The organism is Streptomyces sp. CB02366 (assembly GCF_001905905.1).
In the GTDB taxonomy this organism is placed as follows: Bacteria; Actinomycetota; Actinomycetes; order Streptomycetales; family Streptomycetaceae; genus Streptomyces.
In genome coordinates this window covers 898,892-915,965 of sequence record NZ_LIVT01000001.1, presented here as the reverse complement: position 1 = coordinate 915,965, position 17,074 = coordinate 898,892, and the positions used below count along the sequence as shown (strand labels likewise).

At 72.2% G+C, this 17,074-nt stretch carries 14 protein-coding genes; 9 read left to right on the top strand and 5 right to left on the bottom strand.

All coding sequences use genetic code 11. From position 1 onward, the window contains the following. Positions 1 to 312: 312 nt before the first annotated feature. The 5 genes from AMK24_RS04050 to AMK24_RS04030 all read right to left on the bottom strand — a co-directional run bounded on the left by AMK24_RS04050 (position 313) and on the right by AMK24_RS04030 (position 7,788). Positions 313 to 1,386 carry a 2-oxoacid:ferredoxin oxidoreductase subunit beta gene (locus tag AMK24_RS04050; RefSeq protein WP_073764972.1) on the bottom strand — a complete coding sequence of 358 codons (1,074 nt, stop codon included), beginning with the start codon at positions 1,384 to 1,386 and terminating at the stop codon, positions 313 to 315. Further along, complete coding sequence (locus AMK24_RS04045) at positions 1,379 to 3,343, bottom strand: 2-oxoacid:acceptor oxidoreductase subunit alpha (RefSeq protein ID WP_073764970.1); 1,965 nt, start codon at positions 3,341 to 3,343, stop codon at positions 1,379 to 1,381. Before AMK24_RS04045 ends, AMK24_RS04050 begins: the two co-directional genes overlap by 8 nt. 598 nt (positions 3,344 to 3,941) lie before the next feature. After that, complete coding sequence (locus tag AMK24_RS04040) at positions 3,942 to 4,601, bottom strand: response regulator transcription factor (RefSeq protein ID WP_073765663.1); 660 nt, start codon at positions 4,599 to 4,601, stop codon at positions 3,942 to 3,944. 458 nt (positions 4,602 to 5,059) lie between these two features. Next, the gene (locus tag AMK24_RS04035) at positions 5,060 to 6,421 is read right to left on the bottom strand and encodes a sensor histidine kinase (RefSeq protein ID WP_073764967.1); all 1,362 of its coding nucleotides are present in this window, start codon (positions 6,419 to 6,421) and stop codon (positions 5,060 to 5,062) included. A 155-nt stretch (positions 6,422 to 6,576) separates the two neighbouring features. Beyond that, positions 6,577 to 7,788 carry a sensor histidine kinase gene (locus AMK24_RS04030; RefSeq protein WP_073765661.1) on the bottom strand — a complete coding sequence of 404 codons (1,212 nt, stop codon included), beginning with the start codon at positions 7,786 to 7,788 and terminating at the stop codon, positions 6,577 to 6,579. 201 nt (positions 7,789 to 7,989) lie between these two features. Between AMK24_RS04030 and AMK24_RS04025 the strand changes: the two genes are divergently transcribed. From AMK24_RS04025 to AMK24_RS03985, 9 genes are read left to right on the top strand one after another with little or no spacing between them, the layout of a single operon-like run. After that, complete coding sequence (locus tag AMK24_RS04025; protein ID WP_073764965.1) at positions 7,990 to 8,415, top strand: NADH-quinone oxidoreductase subunit A; 426 nt, start codon at positions 7,990 to 7,992, stop codon at positions 8,413 to 8,415. Continuing rightward, positions 8,406 to 9,206 carry an NADH-quinone oxidoreductase subunit B gene (locus AMK24_RS04020; RefSeq protein ID WP_242434899.1) on the top strand — a complete coding sequence of 267 codons (801 nt, stop codon included), beginning with the start codon at positions 8,406 to 8,408 and terminating at the stop codon, positions 9,204 to 9,206. The genes AMK24_RS04025 and AMK24_RS04020 overlap by 10 nt, the downstream gene beginning before the upstream one ends. Further along, entirely contained in the window at positions 9,203 to 10,624 is a 1,422-nt protein-coding gene (locus tag AMK24_RS04015) for an NADH-quinone oxidoreductase subunit C (protein WP_073764963.1), read from the top strand. Before AMK24_RS04020 ends, AMK24_RS04015 begins: the two co-directional genes overlap by 4 nt. Next, positions 10,621 to 11,583: a complex I subunit 1/NuoH family protein gene (locus AMK24_RS04010; protein WP_073764961.1), complete on the top strand. Its 963-nt coding sequence runs from the start codon at positions 10,621 to 10,623 to the stop codon at positions 11,581 to 11,583. The genes AMK24_RS04015 and AMK24_RS04010 overlap by 4 nt, the downstream gene beginning before the upstream one ends. Continuing rightward, a complete protein-coding gene (locus AMK24_RS04005; protein WP_073764959.1) occupies positions 11,583 to 12,188 on the top strand; it encodes a NuoI/complex I 23 kDa subunit family protein in 606 nt (201 codons plus the stop codon). Before AMK24_RS04010 ends, AMK24_RS04005 begins: the two co-directional genes overlap by 1 nt. Continuing rightward, positions 12,185 to 12,910 (top strand): NADH-quinone oxidoreductase subunit J family protein, encoded by a 726-nt coding sequence (locus tag AMK24_RS04000; RefSeq protein WP_073764957.1) that lies wholly within the window; start codon positions 12,185 to 12,187, stop codon positions 12,908 to 12,910. Before AMK24_RS04005 ends, AMK24_RS04000 begins: the two co-directional genes overlap by 4 nt. Next, entirely contained in the window at positions 12,910 to 13,356 is a 447-nt protein-coding gene (nuoK, locus tag AMK24_RS03995; RefSeq protein ID WP_073764955.1) for an NADH-quinone oxidoreductase subunit NuoK, read from the top strand. The genes AMK24_RS04000 and nuoK overlap by 1 nt, the downstream gene beginning before the upstream one ends. Next, on the top strand, positions 13,353 to 15,353 hold the full coding sequence (locus tag AMK24_RS03990; RefSeq protein WP_073764953.1) for an NADH-quinone oxidoreductase subunit 5 family protein: 2,001 nt from the start codon (positions 13,353 to 13,355) through the stop codon (positions 15,351 to 15,353). The genes nuoK and AMK24_RS03990 overlap by 4 nt, the downstream gene beginning before the upstream one ends. Further along, entirely contained in the window at positions 15,350 to 17,047 is a 1,698-nt protein-coding gene (locus tag AMK24_RS03985) for an NADH-quinone oxidoreductase subunit M (protein ID WP_199876355.1), read from the top strand. Before AMK24_RS03990 ends, AMK24_RS03985 begins: the two co-directional genes overlap by 4 nt. The last annotated feature ends 27 nt before the right edge of the window (positions 17,048 to 17,074 follow it).

The following is a 17,074-nucleotide window of genomic DNA, read 5'->3' as shown; positions in this document are numbered from 1 at the left end:
GCCGACGGGACGACGGTAGCGCCGGAAGGGCTCCGTGTCATAGCCGTCTCACGGAAACGCTCATGACAGTCGGGGTGAACGTGGCGCGTGCGGCACGCGGCCGGGGCGAAGGGGGGCGGGGGCAGCGGGGGCGTGGGCAGGGGGGCGGGGGGTCGGGGCGGTGCGCGGTCAAGGGCAGCGGGAGGTGGGGGCGGTGCGCGGCCGGAGCCGGGCGCCGGCCGCTCGGTCCGCATACGACGAGGCCCGGGCCCGGACCCTCGGAGGGTTCGGGCCCGGGCCTCGGACGGACGGGCGGGCGGTCGCCGTCCGGCCTCAGCCGACGACCGTCCAGGTGTCGGCCCCCGCGAGGAGGGAGGCGAGGTCACCCTTGCCGTTCTGCTCCACGGCGGCGTCCAGCTGGTCCGCCATCAGGGTGTCGTAGACCGGTCGCTCGACACTGCGCAGCACCCCGATCGGGGTGTGGTGCAGGGTGTCCGCGTCGGCGAGCCGGGACAGCGCGAACGCTGTCGTGGGCGATTCCGCGTGGGCGTCGTGGACGAGCACCTGGGAACGGTTCTCCTCCGTGACGGCCACGACCTTGAGGTCGCCGGTGGCGGGATCGCGGACGACGCCCTTCGGCTCGGCGGAACCGAAGAGGATCGGCTGTCCGTGTTCGAGGCGGATGACCGCCTCGGCGGCCTGCTCCTTGTCCTTGAGCACCTCGAACGCGCCGTCGTTGAAGATGTTGCAGTTCTGGTAGATCTCCACCAGCGCCGTGCCCGGGTGCTCGGCGGCGGCCCGCAGCACGCCGGTGAGGTGCTTGCGGTCGGAGTCGACGGTCCGGGCCACGAACGTCGCCTCCGCGCCGAGCGCGAGGGAGACCGGGTTGAAAGGCGCGTCGAGCGACCCCATCGGCGTCGACTTGGTGATCTTGCCCAGCTCGGAGGTGGGGCTGTACTGGCCCTTCGTCAGCCCGTAGATCCGGTTGTTGAACAGCAGGATCTTCAGGTTGACGTTCCGCCGCAGGGCGTGGATGAGGTGGTTGCCGCCGATGGAGAGCGCGTCGCCGTCACCCGTGACCACCCACACCGACAGGTCGCGGCGGGAGGTGGCGAGCCCGGTCGCGATGGACGGGGCGCGGCCGTGGATCGAGTGCATCCCGTAGGTGTTCATGTAGTACGGGAAGCGGGAGGAGCAGCCGATGCCCGAGACGAAGGTGATGTTCTCCTTCGCCAGACCCAGCTCCGGCATGAAGCCCTGGACGGCGGCGAGCACCGCGTAGTCGCCGCAGCCGGGGCACCAGCGCACCTCCTGGTCGGACTTGAAGTCCTTCATGGACTGCTTCGCCTCGGCCTTGGGCACCAGCTGCAGCAGTTCGTTGTGCCGCAGTTCGTCGGTGTCAGGCATCGATGGCCTCCTTGAGGGCCGTGGCGAGCTGCTCGGCCTTGAACGGCATTCCGTTGACCTGGTTGTAGCTGTGGGCGTCGACCAGGTACTTCGCCCTCAGCAGCATCGCGAGCTGTCCGAGGTTCATCTCCGGGACGACCACCTTGTCGTACCGCTTCAGCACCTCGCCGAGGTTCTTCGGGAAGGGGTTGAGGTGGCGCAGGTGGGCTTGGGCGATCGGCGCCCCGGCGGCGCGCAGACGGCGTACGGCGGCGGTGATCGGCCCGTACGTCGAGCCCCAGCCGAGCACCAGCGTGCGCGCCTCGGCCGGGTCGTCGACCTCCAGGTCGGGGACCTCGATGCCGTCGATCTTGGCCTGCCGGGTGCGGACCATGAAGTCGTGGTTGGCCGGGTCGTAGGAGATGTTTCCGGTGCCGTCCTGCTTCTCGATCCCGCCGATGCGGTGTTCGAGGCCGGCCGTCCCGGGCACGGCCCAGGGGCGGGCCAGGGTCCGGGGATCGCGCTTGTAGGGCCAGAAGACCTCGGTGCCGTCGGCGGCGGTGTGGTTCGGGCCGGTGGCGAACGGGGTCTTCAGATCGGGCAACGTGTCCGTCTCCGGGATGCGCCAGGGCTCGGAGCCGTTGGCGAGATAGCCGTCGGAGAGCAGGAAGACCGGCGTCCGGTACGTCAGGGCGATCCGGGCCGCGTCGATCGCCGCGTCGAAGCAGTCCGCCGGGGTGCGCGGCGCCACCACCGGGACCGGGGCCTCGCCGTTGCGCCCGTACATCGCCTGGAGCAGATCGGCCTGCTCGGTCTTGGTCGGCAGCCCGGTCGAGGGACCGCCGCGCTGGATGTCGACGATCAGCAGGGGCAGCTCCAGGGAGACCGCCAGGCCGATCGTCTCCGACTTCAACGCCACCCCCGGCCCGGACGTGGTCGTCACCGCCAGCGACCCGCCGAACGCGGCGCCGAGCGCCGCACCGATCCCGGCGATCTCGTCCTCCGCCTGGAAGGTCCGCACGCCGAAGTTCTTGTGCCGGGACAGCTCGTGCAGGATGTCCGAGGCCGGAGTGATCGGGTACGACCCCAGGTAGAGCGGCAGGTCCGCCAACTGTCCGGCGGCGATCAGGCCGTAGGACAGCGCCAGGTTCCCCGAGATATTGCGGTACGTGCCGGTGGGGAACGCCTGGGAGGCCGGGGCGACCTCGTAGGAGACCGCGAAGTCCTCGGTGGTCTCGCCGAAGTTCCACCCCGCCCGGAAGGCGGCCACGTTCGCCTCCGCGATCTGCGGCTTCTTCGCGAACTTGGTCCGCAGGAACGCCTCCGTCCCCTCGGTCGGGCGGTGGTACATCCACGACAGCAGACCCAGCGCGAACATGTTCTTGGAGCGCTCGGCCTCCTTGCGGGGCAGCCCGAACTCCTTCAGCGCCTCCAGCGTCAGCGTCGTCAACGGCACCGGATGGACGTTGTACGCCTCCAGAGAGCCGTCCTCCAGCGGACTGGTCGCGTACCCGACCTTCGCCATCGGCCGCTTCGTGAACTCGTCCGTGTTCACGATGACCTCCGCGCCACGCGGCACATCCGCGATATTCGCCTTCAGGGCGGCGGGGTTCATCGCGACCAGCACGTTCGGGGCGTCGCCCGGCGTGAGGATGTCGTGGTCCGCGAAGTGGAGCTGGAAGGAGGAGACGCCCGGCAGGGTGCCGGCGGGGGCGCGGATCTCGGCGGGGAAGTTCGGCAGGGTGGACAGATCGTTGCCGAACGACGCCGTCTCCGACGTGAACCGGTCACCCGTGAGCTGCATGCCGTCACCCGAGTCACCCGCGAAGCGGATGATCACCCGGTCCAGGCGGCGGACCTCCTTCCCGTCGCCGCCCGTGGCGCCCGTCGTACCTGACAGGGGGGCCCGCTGACCCCCGAGGACGGCGTCGTTGGCCCCATCGGCCTTTTCCGCCGCGCTACTGACCTGGCTCGTCACTGAACTGGACCTCCCTTGGGGCGGCTGTTCGGAACCGTCCGGCCAGCCGGCGATCCCCGAGGCCACCCTACGTCCGCGTAAGTGGACTCCCAGGGATCGATCATATGGTGGACGCTGTTTTGAGACACCCTTTTCGTTGGGTTCAGCACCTTTTGTCAGCCGCTTAAGCGCACGATGGAAGGACTCGCCCCCTGCGTCTTTAGCCCTAGGTCCTTCCCGACCCGCCCCCTCCCGCCTCTTCGACCCCTTCCCAAGGCCCCCTTTTCTCGGGCCTCCTCGATCAAGGAGTGCCCCTGGGGCGGACGGCGGACACTCCCGGGCCCTCGCAGTGCCCCCGAAGCGCTCCCGAAACGCCCCCGCACCCCCACGGTGCGCCCGATACATATCCGGGGAGCCTGCGGGTCCGGCTGATGGGGGGAGCCTGCGCGTCCGGTCGGCGCGGGGGGCCTGTGCGTCTGGCCGATGGGGGGAGTCTGCCCGTCCGGTGGGCGCGGGGGCCTGTGCGTCCGGTTCGTGCAGGAGGCGTCCGGACGCTGCCGTCCGGCGCCCGGCCTCGGCCTCGCCCCGCCTCGCCCCTCCCCGGCAGGCTGCCGGCTCCCTAGGTGTTCAGATAGGTCAGCACGGCCAGGACGCGTCGGTGGTCCCCGCCGCTGGGCGAGAGCCCCAGCTTCAGGAAGATGTTGCTGACGTGCTTCTCGACCGCCCCGTCGCTCACCACGAGCTGCCGGGCGATGGCGGAGTTCGTCCGCCCCTCGGCCATCAGACCGAGGACCTCCCGCTCGCGTGGGGTCAACCCGACCAGCACGTCCTGCTTGCGGCTGCGGCCCAGCAACTGCGCCACCACTTCCGGGTCCAGCGCCGTCCCGCCCCGCGCCACCCGGACGACGGCGTCCACGAACTCACGGACCTCGGCCACCCGGTCCTTCAGCAGATAGCCCACCCCGTTGCTGTTGCCCGCCAGCAACTCGGTCGCGTACTGCTCCTCCACGTACTGGGAGAGGACCAGCACCCCGATGTCCGGATAGTCCTTCCGCAACCGCACCGCCGCGCGCACCCCCTCGTCGGTGTGCGTCGGCGGCATCCGTACATCGGCGACCACCACATCGGGAAGCGCCTGCTGGGCATCGAGCTCCGCCACCTTCTTGAGCAGCGCCTCCGCGTCCGCCACCCCGGCGACCACGTCGTGCCCGAGATCGGTGAGCAGACGGGTGAGTCCCTCCCGAAGCAGGACCGAATCCTCGGCGATGACCACACGCACTCTGTTCTTCACGTTCTCCACGACTGCCAGTCCCCACTGCTCCGAATATGCCGCGCTCTCCGCGACCCCCTACGCACCACGCCCGACCGCTGCGCACCACGCCCCGACCGCCCAAGCATCCCAGGACAGAGGGACTGCTGGAGAAGCCTGTGGATAACCCGGGGCCGCCCGATGTGCGCGGCTGCCCTACCTCCCGCAGGCCGACAGCCGTACGCCCCGCCGCACCCGAGCCGAGAGAGGGCCGGGTGCGACGGAGCGTACGTACACCGAGAGAGCGGGAGAGGCGAGGGGGAGGGGAAGGGGAAGGGCGGGGGCCGAGAGGAACAGGGGAGGGGAGGGAGGCGAGCGGGAGAGGGAAGGGAGACGAAGCGGGGGAGGGGAGACGAGCGGGAGAGGGAAGGAAGGCGGGGGGGAGGGAGAGGGGGTGGGGAGTCGGGGCGCGGAGGTACGCCCGCGGGTCAGCCTCGCCAGGGCAGCTCGGCCGTGACCGTCGTCGGGCCGCCGGGCGGGGAGTCGACCACGAGGACCCCGTCCACGGCGTCCAACCGCTCCGCCAGTCCGGCCAGGCCGCCGCCGGCCGCCGGTGACGCCCCGCCCCTGCCGTTGTCCGTGACCTGGAGCATCAGGCGGTCGGCCGCCCTCCACACGTCGACCGTGGCCCTGGTCGCCCGGGCGTGCTTGCTGATGTTCTGGAGCAGCTCCGAGACGGTGAAGTACGCGATGCCCTCGATCGCCTGCGCCGGCCGCGCGTCCAGATCCACCTCGACCTGCACAGGCACGGTGCAGCGGGAGGCTATGGAGGAGAGCGCGGCGTCCAGGCCCCGGTCGGTGAGGACGGCGGGGTGGATGCCCCGGGCCAGATCGCGCAGCTCCTGAAGGGCCACCTTCACCTCGCCGTGCGCCTCGTCGACCATGCGGGCGGCGGCTTCCGGGTCGTCGGCGAGCTTCTCCTTCGCCAGCCCCAGATCCATGGCGAGGGCGACCAGCCGGGCCTGGGCCCCGTCGTGCAGGTCGCGCTCGATACGGCGCAGGTCGGCGGCGGCGGTGTCCACGACCACGCCCCGGTCCGACTCCAGCTCGGTGACCCGGGTGGCCAACCGGGACGGGCCCAGCAGGCCGGTGACCATCAGCCGGTCCACCGACAACAGCCCGCGCACGATCCACGGCGTAACCATCACCAGCACCAGCCCGACCCCTCCGGCCACCGCCAGCTCGAAGGGCGAGTCCAGATACTCCCGGTGGGTGTCGTCCCCGTACAGCTGGAGGCCGCCCTGCCCCCCGAACACCGGAAACAGCCAGAACCACAGCGGATACGTCAGCGTCGTCAGGCCGGTCGACCAGAGCGTGATCGCCACCACGAAGGTGAACGTGGACCACGGGAAGTGCAGCAGCGTGTACAGCAGATGCCGCCAGGAGACCCCGCTCTTGAGAATCGCGCCCATCCAGGCCATCGGACCGCCGGTCTTGCCCTGTACGCGCTCCGGATCCCCCACCTCCACCCCCAGCAGACCGCGCGCCCGGTGCCGCTCCAGCACTCCGAAGCCGCGGCAGACGGCGAGCCCGGCCGCGAGGACCGGTATCCCGATGAAGGTGACCAGCAGACCCGCGCCCATCGACACCATGGTGATCGAGAAGGAGAACATCACCACGCTGAGCGGAAAGCTCAACAGCGTGTACAGGAGCTCGCGCCAGGCACGGGCCTCCAAGGGCGCACGCAGCGGCGCCGGGAGGAAGTGCGGTGCCGGGGCCTTCACCCCGAAGCCGGTGCCGGGCCCCTGATGCTCCCGGTCCCGCGTGTCCGGTCCGTATGCCGTGGCCATGAGTCCCGTCCGTTCTGTCTCTGTCTTCGTGGTCCGTGCGTGGGGGCTGTGCTCACCGTTCCTCCTCAAGGGTGCTGGTCGGCGGCCTTCCGCACCATGAGGCCCTTCTCCGTATCCGACCGGGGGTTTTCCCCACCCCCCCCGCGCTCGGGTGGTCAGGAGGCCCTGAGGCCGGAGGGTCCCGTGGGCGTGCGCTCGGGGGACCGGACGCGCCAGGGCAGCTCGGCGGTGACGGTGGTCGGGCCGCCCACCGGCGAGTCCAGGACGAGCACCCCGTCGACCGCGTCCAGGCGCTCGGCGAGCCCCGCCAGCCCCGTGCCGCCGCTCAGCCGGGCGCCGCCGCAGCCGTCGTCCCTGACCTGGAGCAACAGCCGGTCCGCCGAACGCCACACTTCGGCGGAGGCCGACCGCGCGCCGCTGTGCTTGCTGATGTTCTGCAGCAGCTCCGACACCGTGAAGTACGCGATGCCCTCGATCGCCTCCGCCGGACGCTCCCGCAGCCTCACCGAGACGGTGACCGGGACCGTGCAACGAGAGGCTATCGAGGAGAGTGCGGCGTCCAGGCCCCGGTCGGTGAGGACGGCGGGGTGGATGCCCCGGGCCAGGTCGCGCAGCTCCTTGAGGGTGGCCTTGATCTCGCCGTGCGCCTCCTCCACCATGCGGGCGGCGGCTTCCGGGTCGTCGGCGAGCTTCTCCTTCGCCAGCCCGAGCCCCATGGCGAGGGCGACCAGCCGGGCCTGAGCCCCGTCGTGCAGGTCGCGCTCGATACGGCGCAGATCGGCGGCGGCCGTGTCCACGACCACGCCCCGGTCCGACTCCAGCTCGGCGATCCGCCGCTCCAACTCGTCCGAGGGCGACAGCAGTCCGCGCACCATCGCCCGGTCCACCGTCGTCAGCCCCCGCGCGATGAACGGCAGCACCGGCCACAGGACGAGGAGGCCCACCAGCGTCACCGCGAACGTCAGCACCCCCCACGGCAGTCGGACGAACCCGTACAGCAACGCCCGCCAGCCCACCGGGTCCTTCAGCCCCGCCCACAGCCGGGCGAAGACCCCCTCCGCCCGGTGGCCGCGCCCTAGCGGACTCGGCTCCTCCACCCGTACGCCGAGCATCCGCCTCGCCCGCCATCGCTCCAGACGGCCCAGCAGCCGGCCGCCCTGGAGGCCGCCGACCAGCAGCGGCAGGCCGATCACGGTGACGGACAGCCCGGCGCCGACGCCGATCACGAGGACCGTGTACACGAACCCGACGACGGCCACCGGCAGGTCGGTGAGCAGATGCGCGACCTCGCGCCAGGTCCACCGGTCGAGGGCGAAGCGGGCGGGCGGGAACCGGTCGGAGGCCGGCGGGGGAGGGCTCATGGTCATACTCACAGCCTGCCGGGCGGTCCCCGCGCGCGCCATGGGGCTCGTGGGTGGGGGCGAAGTAGGGATAACCCCACCCGGTGCCCGACGCGGCTGCTTACGCCCCGTTTGGCAGGCCCTAGACTCCCGTGCGTACGGAACAGGTGAGTGGGACAGCACGGGTACGCGGGACAGACGCGGACGACGAGGGAGCGAGGGGCGGACGTGGCCGACGTTACGGACGTGACCGGCGTGGGGGACGGGTTCACCGCACTCGCCGCCTCGGAGTACTTCCGGAGCTATTCCGTCATCGGGCTGCTGGCCGTGGTGGGCGTCCTGTTCGTCGCCGTGGCCTTCGGGGCCGGGCGTCTGCTGCGCCCCGTCGTCCCCACCCCGGAGAAGCTGCTCACCTACGAGTGCGGCGTCGATCCGGTCGGCGAGGGCTGGGCGCACACGCAGGTCCGCTACTACGTCTACGCGTTCCTGTACGTGATCTTCGCCGTCGACTCCATCTTCCTGTTCCCCTGGGCCACGGTGTTCGCGGCGCCCGGATACGGGGCGGCGACCCTGGTCGAAATGTTCGTCTTCCTCGGCTTCCTCGCCGTGGGACTGCTCTACGCATGGAAGAAGGGCGTCCTCGCATGGGCCTGACGAGCCGGCCGACCCCCGCGTCGCAGGAGCCCCCGGCCCCGCCGCCGGCTCCGTCGCCGCCCGTGACCCCGCCGCCGTCCGAGGCGGTCCCGCTCCCCGAGCCCAAGCGGCTCGGCGTGCTCTCCCGGCTCGCGCCGGAGCCGATGAAGGTCGTCCTCAACTGGGGCCGCCGCTACAGCCTCTGGGTCTTCAACTTCGGACTCGCCTGCTGCGCCATCGAGTTCATCGCCGCGTCCATGGCACGCCACGACTTCATCCGCCTCGGCGTGATCCCGTTCGCCCCCGGCCCCCGCCAGGCCGACCTCATGATCGTGTCCGGCACGGTGACGGACAAGATGGCCCCGGCCGTGAAGCGGCTGTACGAGCAGATGCCCGAGCCGAAGTACGTCATCTCCTTCGGCGCCTGCTCCAACTGCGGCGGCCCTTACTGGGACTCGTACTCCGTGACCAAGGGCGTCGACCAGATCATCCCCGTCGACGTCTACGTCCCCGGGTGCCCGCCCCGGCCCGAGGCGCTGCTCCAGGGCATCCTCAAACTCCAGGAGAAGATCGCCCGCGAATCGCTCGCCGAGCGGTACGCCCCGGGCACGCCCGGCGGCGGGCCGTCCACCGCGGCCCTGCGCAGCAGTCTGATCACTGCGCCGAAACCGTCGGCCGGCACAGCCGTCGCGGAGCCGGGGCCGGACGAGCCCGTCGCGGCCCCGAGAGCGGACGGAACCCCGCAGGAGGCCCCGGCCGAGACCCCGGCCGAGACCCGGGCCGAGACCTCGGACGAGGAGGGGGCGCGATGAGCGACCGCGACCGCCGCACGGCATCCGCCTCCGATGCGGCCGAGGCGTACGACCGGTTGCCGGACGCGGTCGTCGGCCTGTTCGGCGACGGGTCCGCGGCGGAGTCGGCGTACGACCTGCTGACGGTCGACGTCCCCGCCGCGGCCTGGCTCACCGCGCTGCGGACCGCCCGCGACGAACTCGGTTGCAGCTACTTCGACTGGCTCAGCGCCGTGGACGAGCCGGGCGTCGGCTTCCGCGTCTGCGTCCATGTCGCGGCTCTGGGGGCGGGGAGGGTACGACGGCTGATGGTACGGACGACCGTGCCGCACGACGCGGCCGTCCTGCCCAGCGCCGTCGACGTGTACGCGGGCGCCGCGTGGCACGAGCGCGAGACGCACGAGATGTTCGGCGTCGCCTTCGACGGCCACCCCCACCTCGTACCGCTGCTCCTGCCGGAGGGCTTCGAGGGCCACCCGTTGCGCAAGGACTTCGTCCTGGCCGCGCGCGTCGCCAAGGCGTGGCCGGGAGCGAAGGAACCGGGAGAGCCGGCGGACGGACACACCGGGCCCAAGCGCCGCGCGATGCTCCCTCCGGGCGTCCCCGACCCGAACGAATGGGGCCCCCTGAAGGGACAGCTCCCCCCGGCGGCGGCCCGCCCGGCCCGCGCCGCCCGCACCGCGGCCGACCGCCCGCCGCGCCGCACCCGCAGCGCGAGCGAGGGATCGGCGGCCCAACGCCCCGCGACGACCGGTGCCGAGACGCGGACGGAGCCCGACACGGATGCGCGTACGGCGCCCGGAGCGGGCGCCCCTGCGGCCACCGGCGCCACGAGGCGCACGGAGACCGGAGCCGAGACCCCGGCGATCTCGGAAGCGACCCCGCAGACGCAGGAAACGGCCTCCCCGACGCCGGAAGCGCCTCCGGCGGCCCGACCCCGTCGTTCCCGTTCCGCCGCGGAGGGTTCAGCCAGCCAGAACCGGGGCCCGGACGCCTCGACACCGCCTCCGGCGGCCCGGCCCCGTCGTTCCCGTTCCGCCGCGGACGGCTCGGCCAGTCAGCAGCCCACCGGGGGCCCGGCCCCGGGTGCACCCGGTGGAGAGCCGAGTCCCGCCTCGGGCGCGCCCGACAGAGCTCCGCGGCCCCCGCGCCGGGTGCGCAGCACGGACGCCCCGTGGCACGACGCCCGTCCGGCGTTCGACGAGCCCGCCCCGCAACGCCCCGAACCGGAAGACCGCCGAGCGGGGCAGCCTTCTCCGGGGCGCCCCGAACCGGAACACCGTGAACCGGAACGCTCCGAACCGGAACGCTCCGAACCGGAATCCGGAGCCCCGCGGCAGTCCTCCTCAGGGCCGCCCGACCCGCAACACCCCGACCCGGAGCAGCGCGCCCCGGAGCGTTCCGACCCGGACCACCCCGCCGGAGGCGATCCCGAGTGAACGACGTACTCGACGTCGCCCTCCGTCTGGCCATCGTCTTCGTCGTGTTCCTGGTCGCCCCTCTCCTCGTGGGCCAGACGGAACACAAGGTGATGGCCCACATGCAGGGGCGGCTCGGCCCCATGTACGCGGGCGGCTTCCACGGCTGGGCCCAGCTCGTCGCGGACGGCGTGAAGTTCGCGCAGAAGGAGGACGTGGTCCCGGCCGCCGCCGACCGCCGTGTCTTCCAGCTCGCCCCCGCCGTCGCCCTCCTCCCGTACCTCCTCGTCCTCGCGGTCATCCCGGTCGGCCCCGGCACGGCGGGCCAGGTCGTCGACGCGGGCATCTTCTTCGTGCTCGCCGTCATGGGCATCGGCGTCCTCGGGTCGCTCATGGGCGGCTGGGCCTCCGCCAACAAGTTCTCCCTCCTCGGCGGCCTCCGTACCGCCGCGCAACTCCTCTCCTACGAACTGCCGATGCTCCTGGCCGCCGCCTCCGTGGCCATGGCCGCCGGTACGGTCTCGCTCACCGGCATCCTCGACGCGTTCGCGTGGTGGTGGCTGCCCTGGCAGATCGTCGGCGCACTGGTCTTCTTCGTGGCCGGCCTCGCCGAACTCCAGCGCCCCCCGTTCGACATGCCGGTGGCCGACTCCGAGATCATCTTCGGCGCGTACACCGAGTACACCGGTCTCCGCTTCGCCCTGTTCCTCCTCGCCGAGTACGCGGGCATCGTCGTCCTGTGCGCCCTGACCGCCGTTCTCTTCCTGGGCGGTTGGCACGGTCCGTTCGGCGCCGACGGACTCGGCTGGCTCTGGACGCTGCTCAAGACCGCCGTTCTCGCCTTCGTCGTCATCTGGCTGCGCGTCAGCTACCCGCGTCTGCGTGAGGACCAGTTGCAGAAACTCGCCTGGACCGTTCTCGTCCCGCTCGCCCTCGCGCAGATCGCGCTGACCGGCATCGTGAAGGTGGCGATCGACTGATGCCCCCGCTCCCCGGATCCGGCCTGGCCAAAGGTCTCGCCGTCACGCTGCGCACGATGACGAAGAAGACCGTCACCGCGCAGTACCCGGACACCCAGCCCGAACTTCCCCCCCGCACCCGGGGTGTCATCGGGCTGTTCGAGGAGAACTGCACGGTCTGCATGCTCTGCGCCCGTGAGTGCCCCGACTGGTGCATCTACATCGACTCCCACAAGGAGACCACCCCGCCCGCCGCCCCCGGCGGGCGCGAGCGCAGCCGGAACGTCCTCGATCGCTTCGCCATCGACTTCTCCCTCTGCATGTACTGCGGCATCTGCATCGAGGTGTGCCCCTTCGACGCGCTGTTCTGGTCGCCCGAGTTCGAGTACGCGGAGACGGACATCCACGAACTCACCCACGAGCGCGACAAGCTCCGCGCGTGGATGTGGACCGTGCCGGAGCCACCCGCCCTCGACCCCGCCGCCGAGGAGCCGAAGGAGATCGCCGCCGCCCGCAAGACAGCGGACAAACTCGCCGACCAGCTCGCCCGGGAACAGCAGCAGAAGCAGCGGACAGAACCGGAACAGCGGGAACAGCGGGACGAGAAGGGAGGGGGGACCCCGTGACAGCGCTCCACGCCACCGCCGCGGCCACCGCCGAGGCCGCCGCGCTCGCCACCGGGGCCGCAGGCGACCACCCCGGTTTCCTCTCCCCGTCCGGCGTCGAGATCGCGTTCCTCCTCGTCGGCCTCGTCACCCTCGGCGCCGCCGTCATCACCGTCACGACCAGGCAACTCGTGCACGCGGCGCTCTGGCTCGTCGTCGCGCTCGGCGGACTGGCCGTCGAGTACCTGCTCCTCACGGCGGAGTTCATCGCCTGGGTGCAGGTACTGATCTACGTCGGCTCCATCGTCGTCCTCCTCCTGTTCGGCCTGATGCTCACCCGGGCCCCCGTCGGCCGTTCCCCGGACGCCGACTCGGGCAACCGCGGGGTCGCCCTCGGAGTGGCCGCCGCCGCTGCGGCGGCCCTGGTCTGGGTCGTGGCAGACGCCTTCCGCACCACGTGGATCGAGCTCGACGGGCCGGCCCAGGGCTCCACCGAGGCCACCGGCGCCTTCCTCTTCCGCAACTGGGTCCTGCCCTTCGAAGCGCTCTCCGTGCTCCTGCTCGCCGCCCTCGTCGGTGCGATCGTCCTGTCCCGCAAACGCGACACGGACACGGACACGGACACGGGCGCCGGCGCCGGCACGGACTCCCCGGCCCGCCCCCGCGCCCCCCGCGCGCCCGGCGCATCCCGCGCCGGCGCCCCCCGCCCCTCCGGCGCGCCCGGTCAGGAGGGGCGGAACTGATGCACCTCGCCTATCCCGCCGTCCTCGCCGCCCTCCTCTTCTGCGTCGGCCTCTACGGCGTGCTCGCCCGCCGCAACGCGATCCTGGTCCTGATGTCCGTCGAGCTGATGCTCAACGCCGTCAACCTCAACCTCGTCGCCTTCGACGTCTGGCTGCGCGACACCCTCCACTCCGGTCAGGCCCTCACCCTCTTCACCATTGCCATCGCCGCCGCCGAGATCGGCATCGGCCTCGCGATCGTCCTGGCCGTCCACCGCAACCGGGGCACCTCCGACATCGACCGGCTCCGCGACACCGCCGAGACCGACGAGGCCGAAACGCTCCCCGAGACCACCGGGACCGACGACGCCGGGAACGGCGGCAGCGGTACGGACACCCCCGCGACGCCCTCCGGCCGGGCGGGCGGGAACACCGGCACGACGAAGAAGGCAGGGGCCACCGCGTGACCACCACGACCCTCGCCGCCCTCGTCCCCCTCCTCCCGTTCCTCGGCGCACTCGCCGGGCTCGCCCTCGGCCGCACCGCCCCCGGCTTCGTCCGCCCGCTGGCGATCCTTCCGACCCTCACCGCCGCCGTACTCGCGGTGCTCGTCGCGGTCCGCCAGGGCGGCGGCCGGGCCGTGGACGCCGCGACCCAGCTCACGCCCACCGGATCGGTCCCGATCGACCTGGCACTGCACCTCGACGGCTTCGCCGTCCTGGTCGCCGTCCTCGTCACCGCCGTCGCCACCTGCGTCCAGCTCTACTCCACGGCCTACCTCCGCGACGACGCCCGCTACCCCTCCTACGCGGCCCTCGTCTCCCTCTTCACCGCCGCGATGCTCCTGGTCGTCTACTCCGGCGACCTGATGGTGCTCCTGGTCGGGTGGGAAGTCATGGGCATCTGCTCGTACTTCCTCGTCGGCCACTACTGGGAGACGCCCGAGGCGCGCGCCGCCTCCCTCAAGGCGTTCCTGGTCACCAAGCTCGGCGACGTCCCCTTCCTGATCGGCCTGTTCGCCCTCGCCGCCGACACCGGCAGCTTCCGCATCACCAAGATCCTCGCGGCGGTCGGCAACGGCGGACTCGACCACCCCACCCTCATCGCCCTGCTGCTCCTCGCGGGCGTCGCGGGCAAATCGGCCCAGTTCCCCCTGCACATCTGGCTGCCCGACGCGATGGCCGGCCCCACCCCCGTCTCCGCCCTCATCCACGCGGCGACGATGGTCGCCGCCGGCATCTACTTCACGGCCCGCCTGCTGCCCGTCTTCGCGGCCTCCGGGGCGGCCCTCGTCGTCCTCGCCGTGATGGCCGCCCTCACGATGGTCGGGTCCGGGCTGGCCGCCCTCGCCCAGGACGACATCAAACGCGTCCTCGCCTACTCGACCATCGGCCAGCTCGGCTACATGGCGGGCGCCCTCGCGGTCGGCGACCGGGGCGCGGCCGTCTTCCACCTGATCTCGCACGGTGCGTTCAAAGCGGTCCTCTTCCTCGCCGCGGGCGTCGTCATCCACGCCGCGGGCACCAACTCCCTGGCCGCCCTGTCGCGGACGGGCGGTCTCGCCCGCCGCATCCCGGACGCCTACTGGACGATGACCGTCGCGCTCCTCGCGCTGGCGGCCATCCCGCCGTTCGCCGGCTTCTTCTCCAAGGAAGCCGTCCTCGTCGCCGCCGAGCACACCGCGCTGGGGGACCGGACCGTCGCCCCGGCCGCCGCGGGCTGGACGATCCTGGTCGCCGGGCTCCTCGCCGCCGCCCTGACCGCCGCCTACGCCGTACGCCTCTGGCTCCTCGCCTTCCGAGGCCGCGGGGCCGACGCCCCCGACCACGGCAAGCAACCCCTCGCCATGACCTCCGTCCTATGGATCCTGGCCGTCCCCACCATCGGATTCGGCCTCACCGCCGGCCTGCTCGACGACTGGTTCGACGGCCACGGCCTCACCCCGTCCCTCACCACCGCCGTCCTGTCCACCGGCGTCACGCTCGTCGGCGGCCTCGTCACCTACGGCGCCTGGCGGCACACCACCGCCCTCGCCGCCCGCACCCCCCTCGGCGCCGTGGCCGCCCACCCCGGCGCGGAACCCGCCCTGGTGGAAGCCGAGGCGATGACGTCCCACACCGCGGTCTACGGCACCATCGGGGCCGCCCCCGACCCGGCCGACCCCGGCAGGCTCCTCCTCGGGCCCCTCCACCGCCACGCCGCCACCGGATTCCACCTCGACGCGCTCTTCACCGCGCTGTTCGTCCGGCCCGTCCAGGGGGCCGCCCGACTCGTCCGCTTCCTGGACCGCGCGGTCGTCGACACCTACGTCAACGGCACGGGCGCCGCCACCCGCCTTCTGGGAGCCGCCGTCCGCCGCGCCCAGACCGGCAACGTGCAGACCTACGTCAGCGCCCTGCTCGCCGGATCCCTCGTCCTGACGATCGCCGCCGTCGTCTTCGCCAACGTCAACGCGGGGTCGTGACCGTGATCGATATCAGCCCGTCCGTGATGCAGTTCCTTCTGGCGTTCATCGTGGTCGCCCCGCTCCTCGGCGCCGCCGCGGCCCTGCTCCCCGCCCCGCCCGGCCTCAAGGGCAAGAACCCCGACCAGGCCGTGCTCCGCCACGGCGTGACCGTCACCGGGGCCGTCCTCGTCGCAGCGATCGTCCTGGCCGCCTGCTTCGACCACGACCGGCCCGCCACGATGCAGGCGACCACCGACATCAGCTGGATCCCGGCGCTCGACGTCCGCATCCACCTCGGTGTCGACGGCATCTCGCTCCCCCTCCTCGTCCTGACCGCGCTGCTGACCTTCCTCTGCGCGCTGTACAGCTACTTCAAGCTGCCCGCGGGCCCCTCCCCGAAGGGGTTCGTCGCCCTCGTCCTCGTCCTGGAGTCCGGCACCCTCGCCACCTTCGCCGTCCTCGACCTGCTGCTCTTCTTCCTCGCCTTCGAGATGGTCCTCATCCCGATGTACTTCCTCATCGCCCGCTGGGGCGGCGACCGGCGGCAGGCGGCCGCCTGGAAGTTCATCCTCTACACGCTGCTCGGCTCGGTCGTCATGCTGCTGGGCCTCCTCCTCATCGGACTGAAGAGCGGCACCTTCGACATGGTGGCACTCGCCACCGACAACGGCCGTGGCCTCACCACGTCCGTGCAGGTCACCGCCGTACTGGCGATCGGTCTCGGCCTCGCCGTGAAGACCCCGATGTGGCCGCTGCACAGCTGGCTGCCCGACGCCCACACCGCCGCTCCCACGGTCGGTTCGGTGCTCCTGGCCGGCGTCCTGCTGAAGATGGGAACGTACGGGTTCGTCCGGATCCTTCTCCCCGTCGCACCGGACGGCATGCGGACCTTCGCGCCCTACCTCGCCGCGTTCGCCGTCGTCGGCATCGTCTACGGCTCCCTCGCCTGCCTGGCCCTGGCCCGTACCGGCGCCCGGGGCGACCTCAAACGGCTCATCGCCTACTCGTCCGTCGGCCACATGGGCTTCGTCCTGCTCGGCATCGCCACCATGACCCCCACCGGAGTCAACGGAGCGCTCTTCGCCAACATCGCCCACGGCCTCATCACCGGCCTGCTGTTCTTCCTGGTCGGCGCGGTCAAGGACCGCTACGGCACCGCCGACCTCGACACGCTCGCCGGAGCGACCGGAGCCGCCCTCTACGGCCGCGCACCCCGTCTCGGCGCGCTGCTCGCCTTCGCCGCCATCGCCTCGCTCGGCCTGCCCGGCCTGGCAGGCTTCTGGGGCGAGATGCTCACCCTGTTCGGCGCGTACGCCCCGGCGGACGGGCTCAGCCGCCCCGCGTTCCGCACCTTCATGGCCATCGGCGCGTTCGGCACCCTGCTCACTGCCGCGTACATGCTCATCGTCGTCCGTCGCGTCTGCATGGGCGAGTACGCGCCCCCGCCCCGGCCGGTCCCCGAGGGGCGGTCCCCGGCCACGCCGGGCGCCCCACCCGCCCCGGCCGCCCCGGACACGTCCCGGGCCTCCACCGCTTCACCAGCCCCGCCGGCTCCTGCCACCACCCGCCGGCTCGCCGACATCCAGCCGTACGAAGCCGCCGCCTGGACCCCGCTCGTGGCGCTCACCGTCCTCGCCGGACTCTGGCCCGCGGTCCTCCTCGGCCTCACCGACCCGGCCGTACAGCAGCTCCTCTCGGGAGGCAAGTCGTGACCGCGGACCCCGGCTCCACCGCCGCCA

Excerpts from the sequence above, each read along its gene's own strand:
- AMK24_RS04050 (WP_073764972.1), bottom strand. The coding sequence starts at position 1,386 with ATGCCTGACACCGACGAACTGCGGCACAACGAACTGCTGCAGCTGGTG.
- AMK24_RS04035 (WP_073764967.1), bottom strand. The coding sequence starts at position 6,421 with ATGGCCACGGCATACGGACCGGACACGCGGGACCGGGAGCATCAGGGG.
- AMK24_RS04030 (WP_073765661.1), bottom strand. The coding sequence starts at position 7,788 with ATGACCATGAGCCCTCCCCCGCCGGCCTCCGACCGGTTCCCGCCCGCC.
- AMK24_RS04020 (WP_242434899.1), top strand. The coding sequence starts at position 8,406 with ATGGGCCTGACGAGCCGGCCGACCCCCGCGTCGCAGGAGCCCCCGGCC.
- AMK24_RS04015 (WP_073764963.1), top strand. The coding sequence starts at position 9,203 with ATGAGCGACCGCGACCGCCGCACGGCATCCGCCTCCGATGCGGCCGAG.
- AMK24_RS04005 (WP_073764959.1), top strand. The coding sequence starts at position 11,583 with ATGCCCCCGCTCCCCGGATCCGGCCTGGCCAAAGGTCTCGCCGTCACG.
- nuoK (WP_073764955.1), top strand. The coding sequence starts at position 12,910 with ATGCACCTCGCCTATCCCGCCGTCCTCGCCGCCCTCCTCTTCTGCGTC.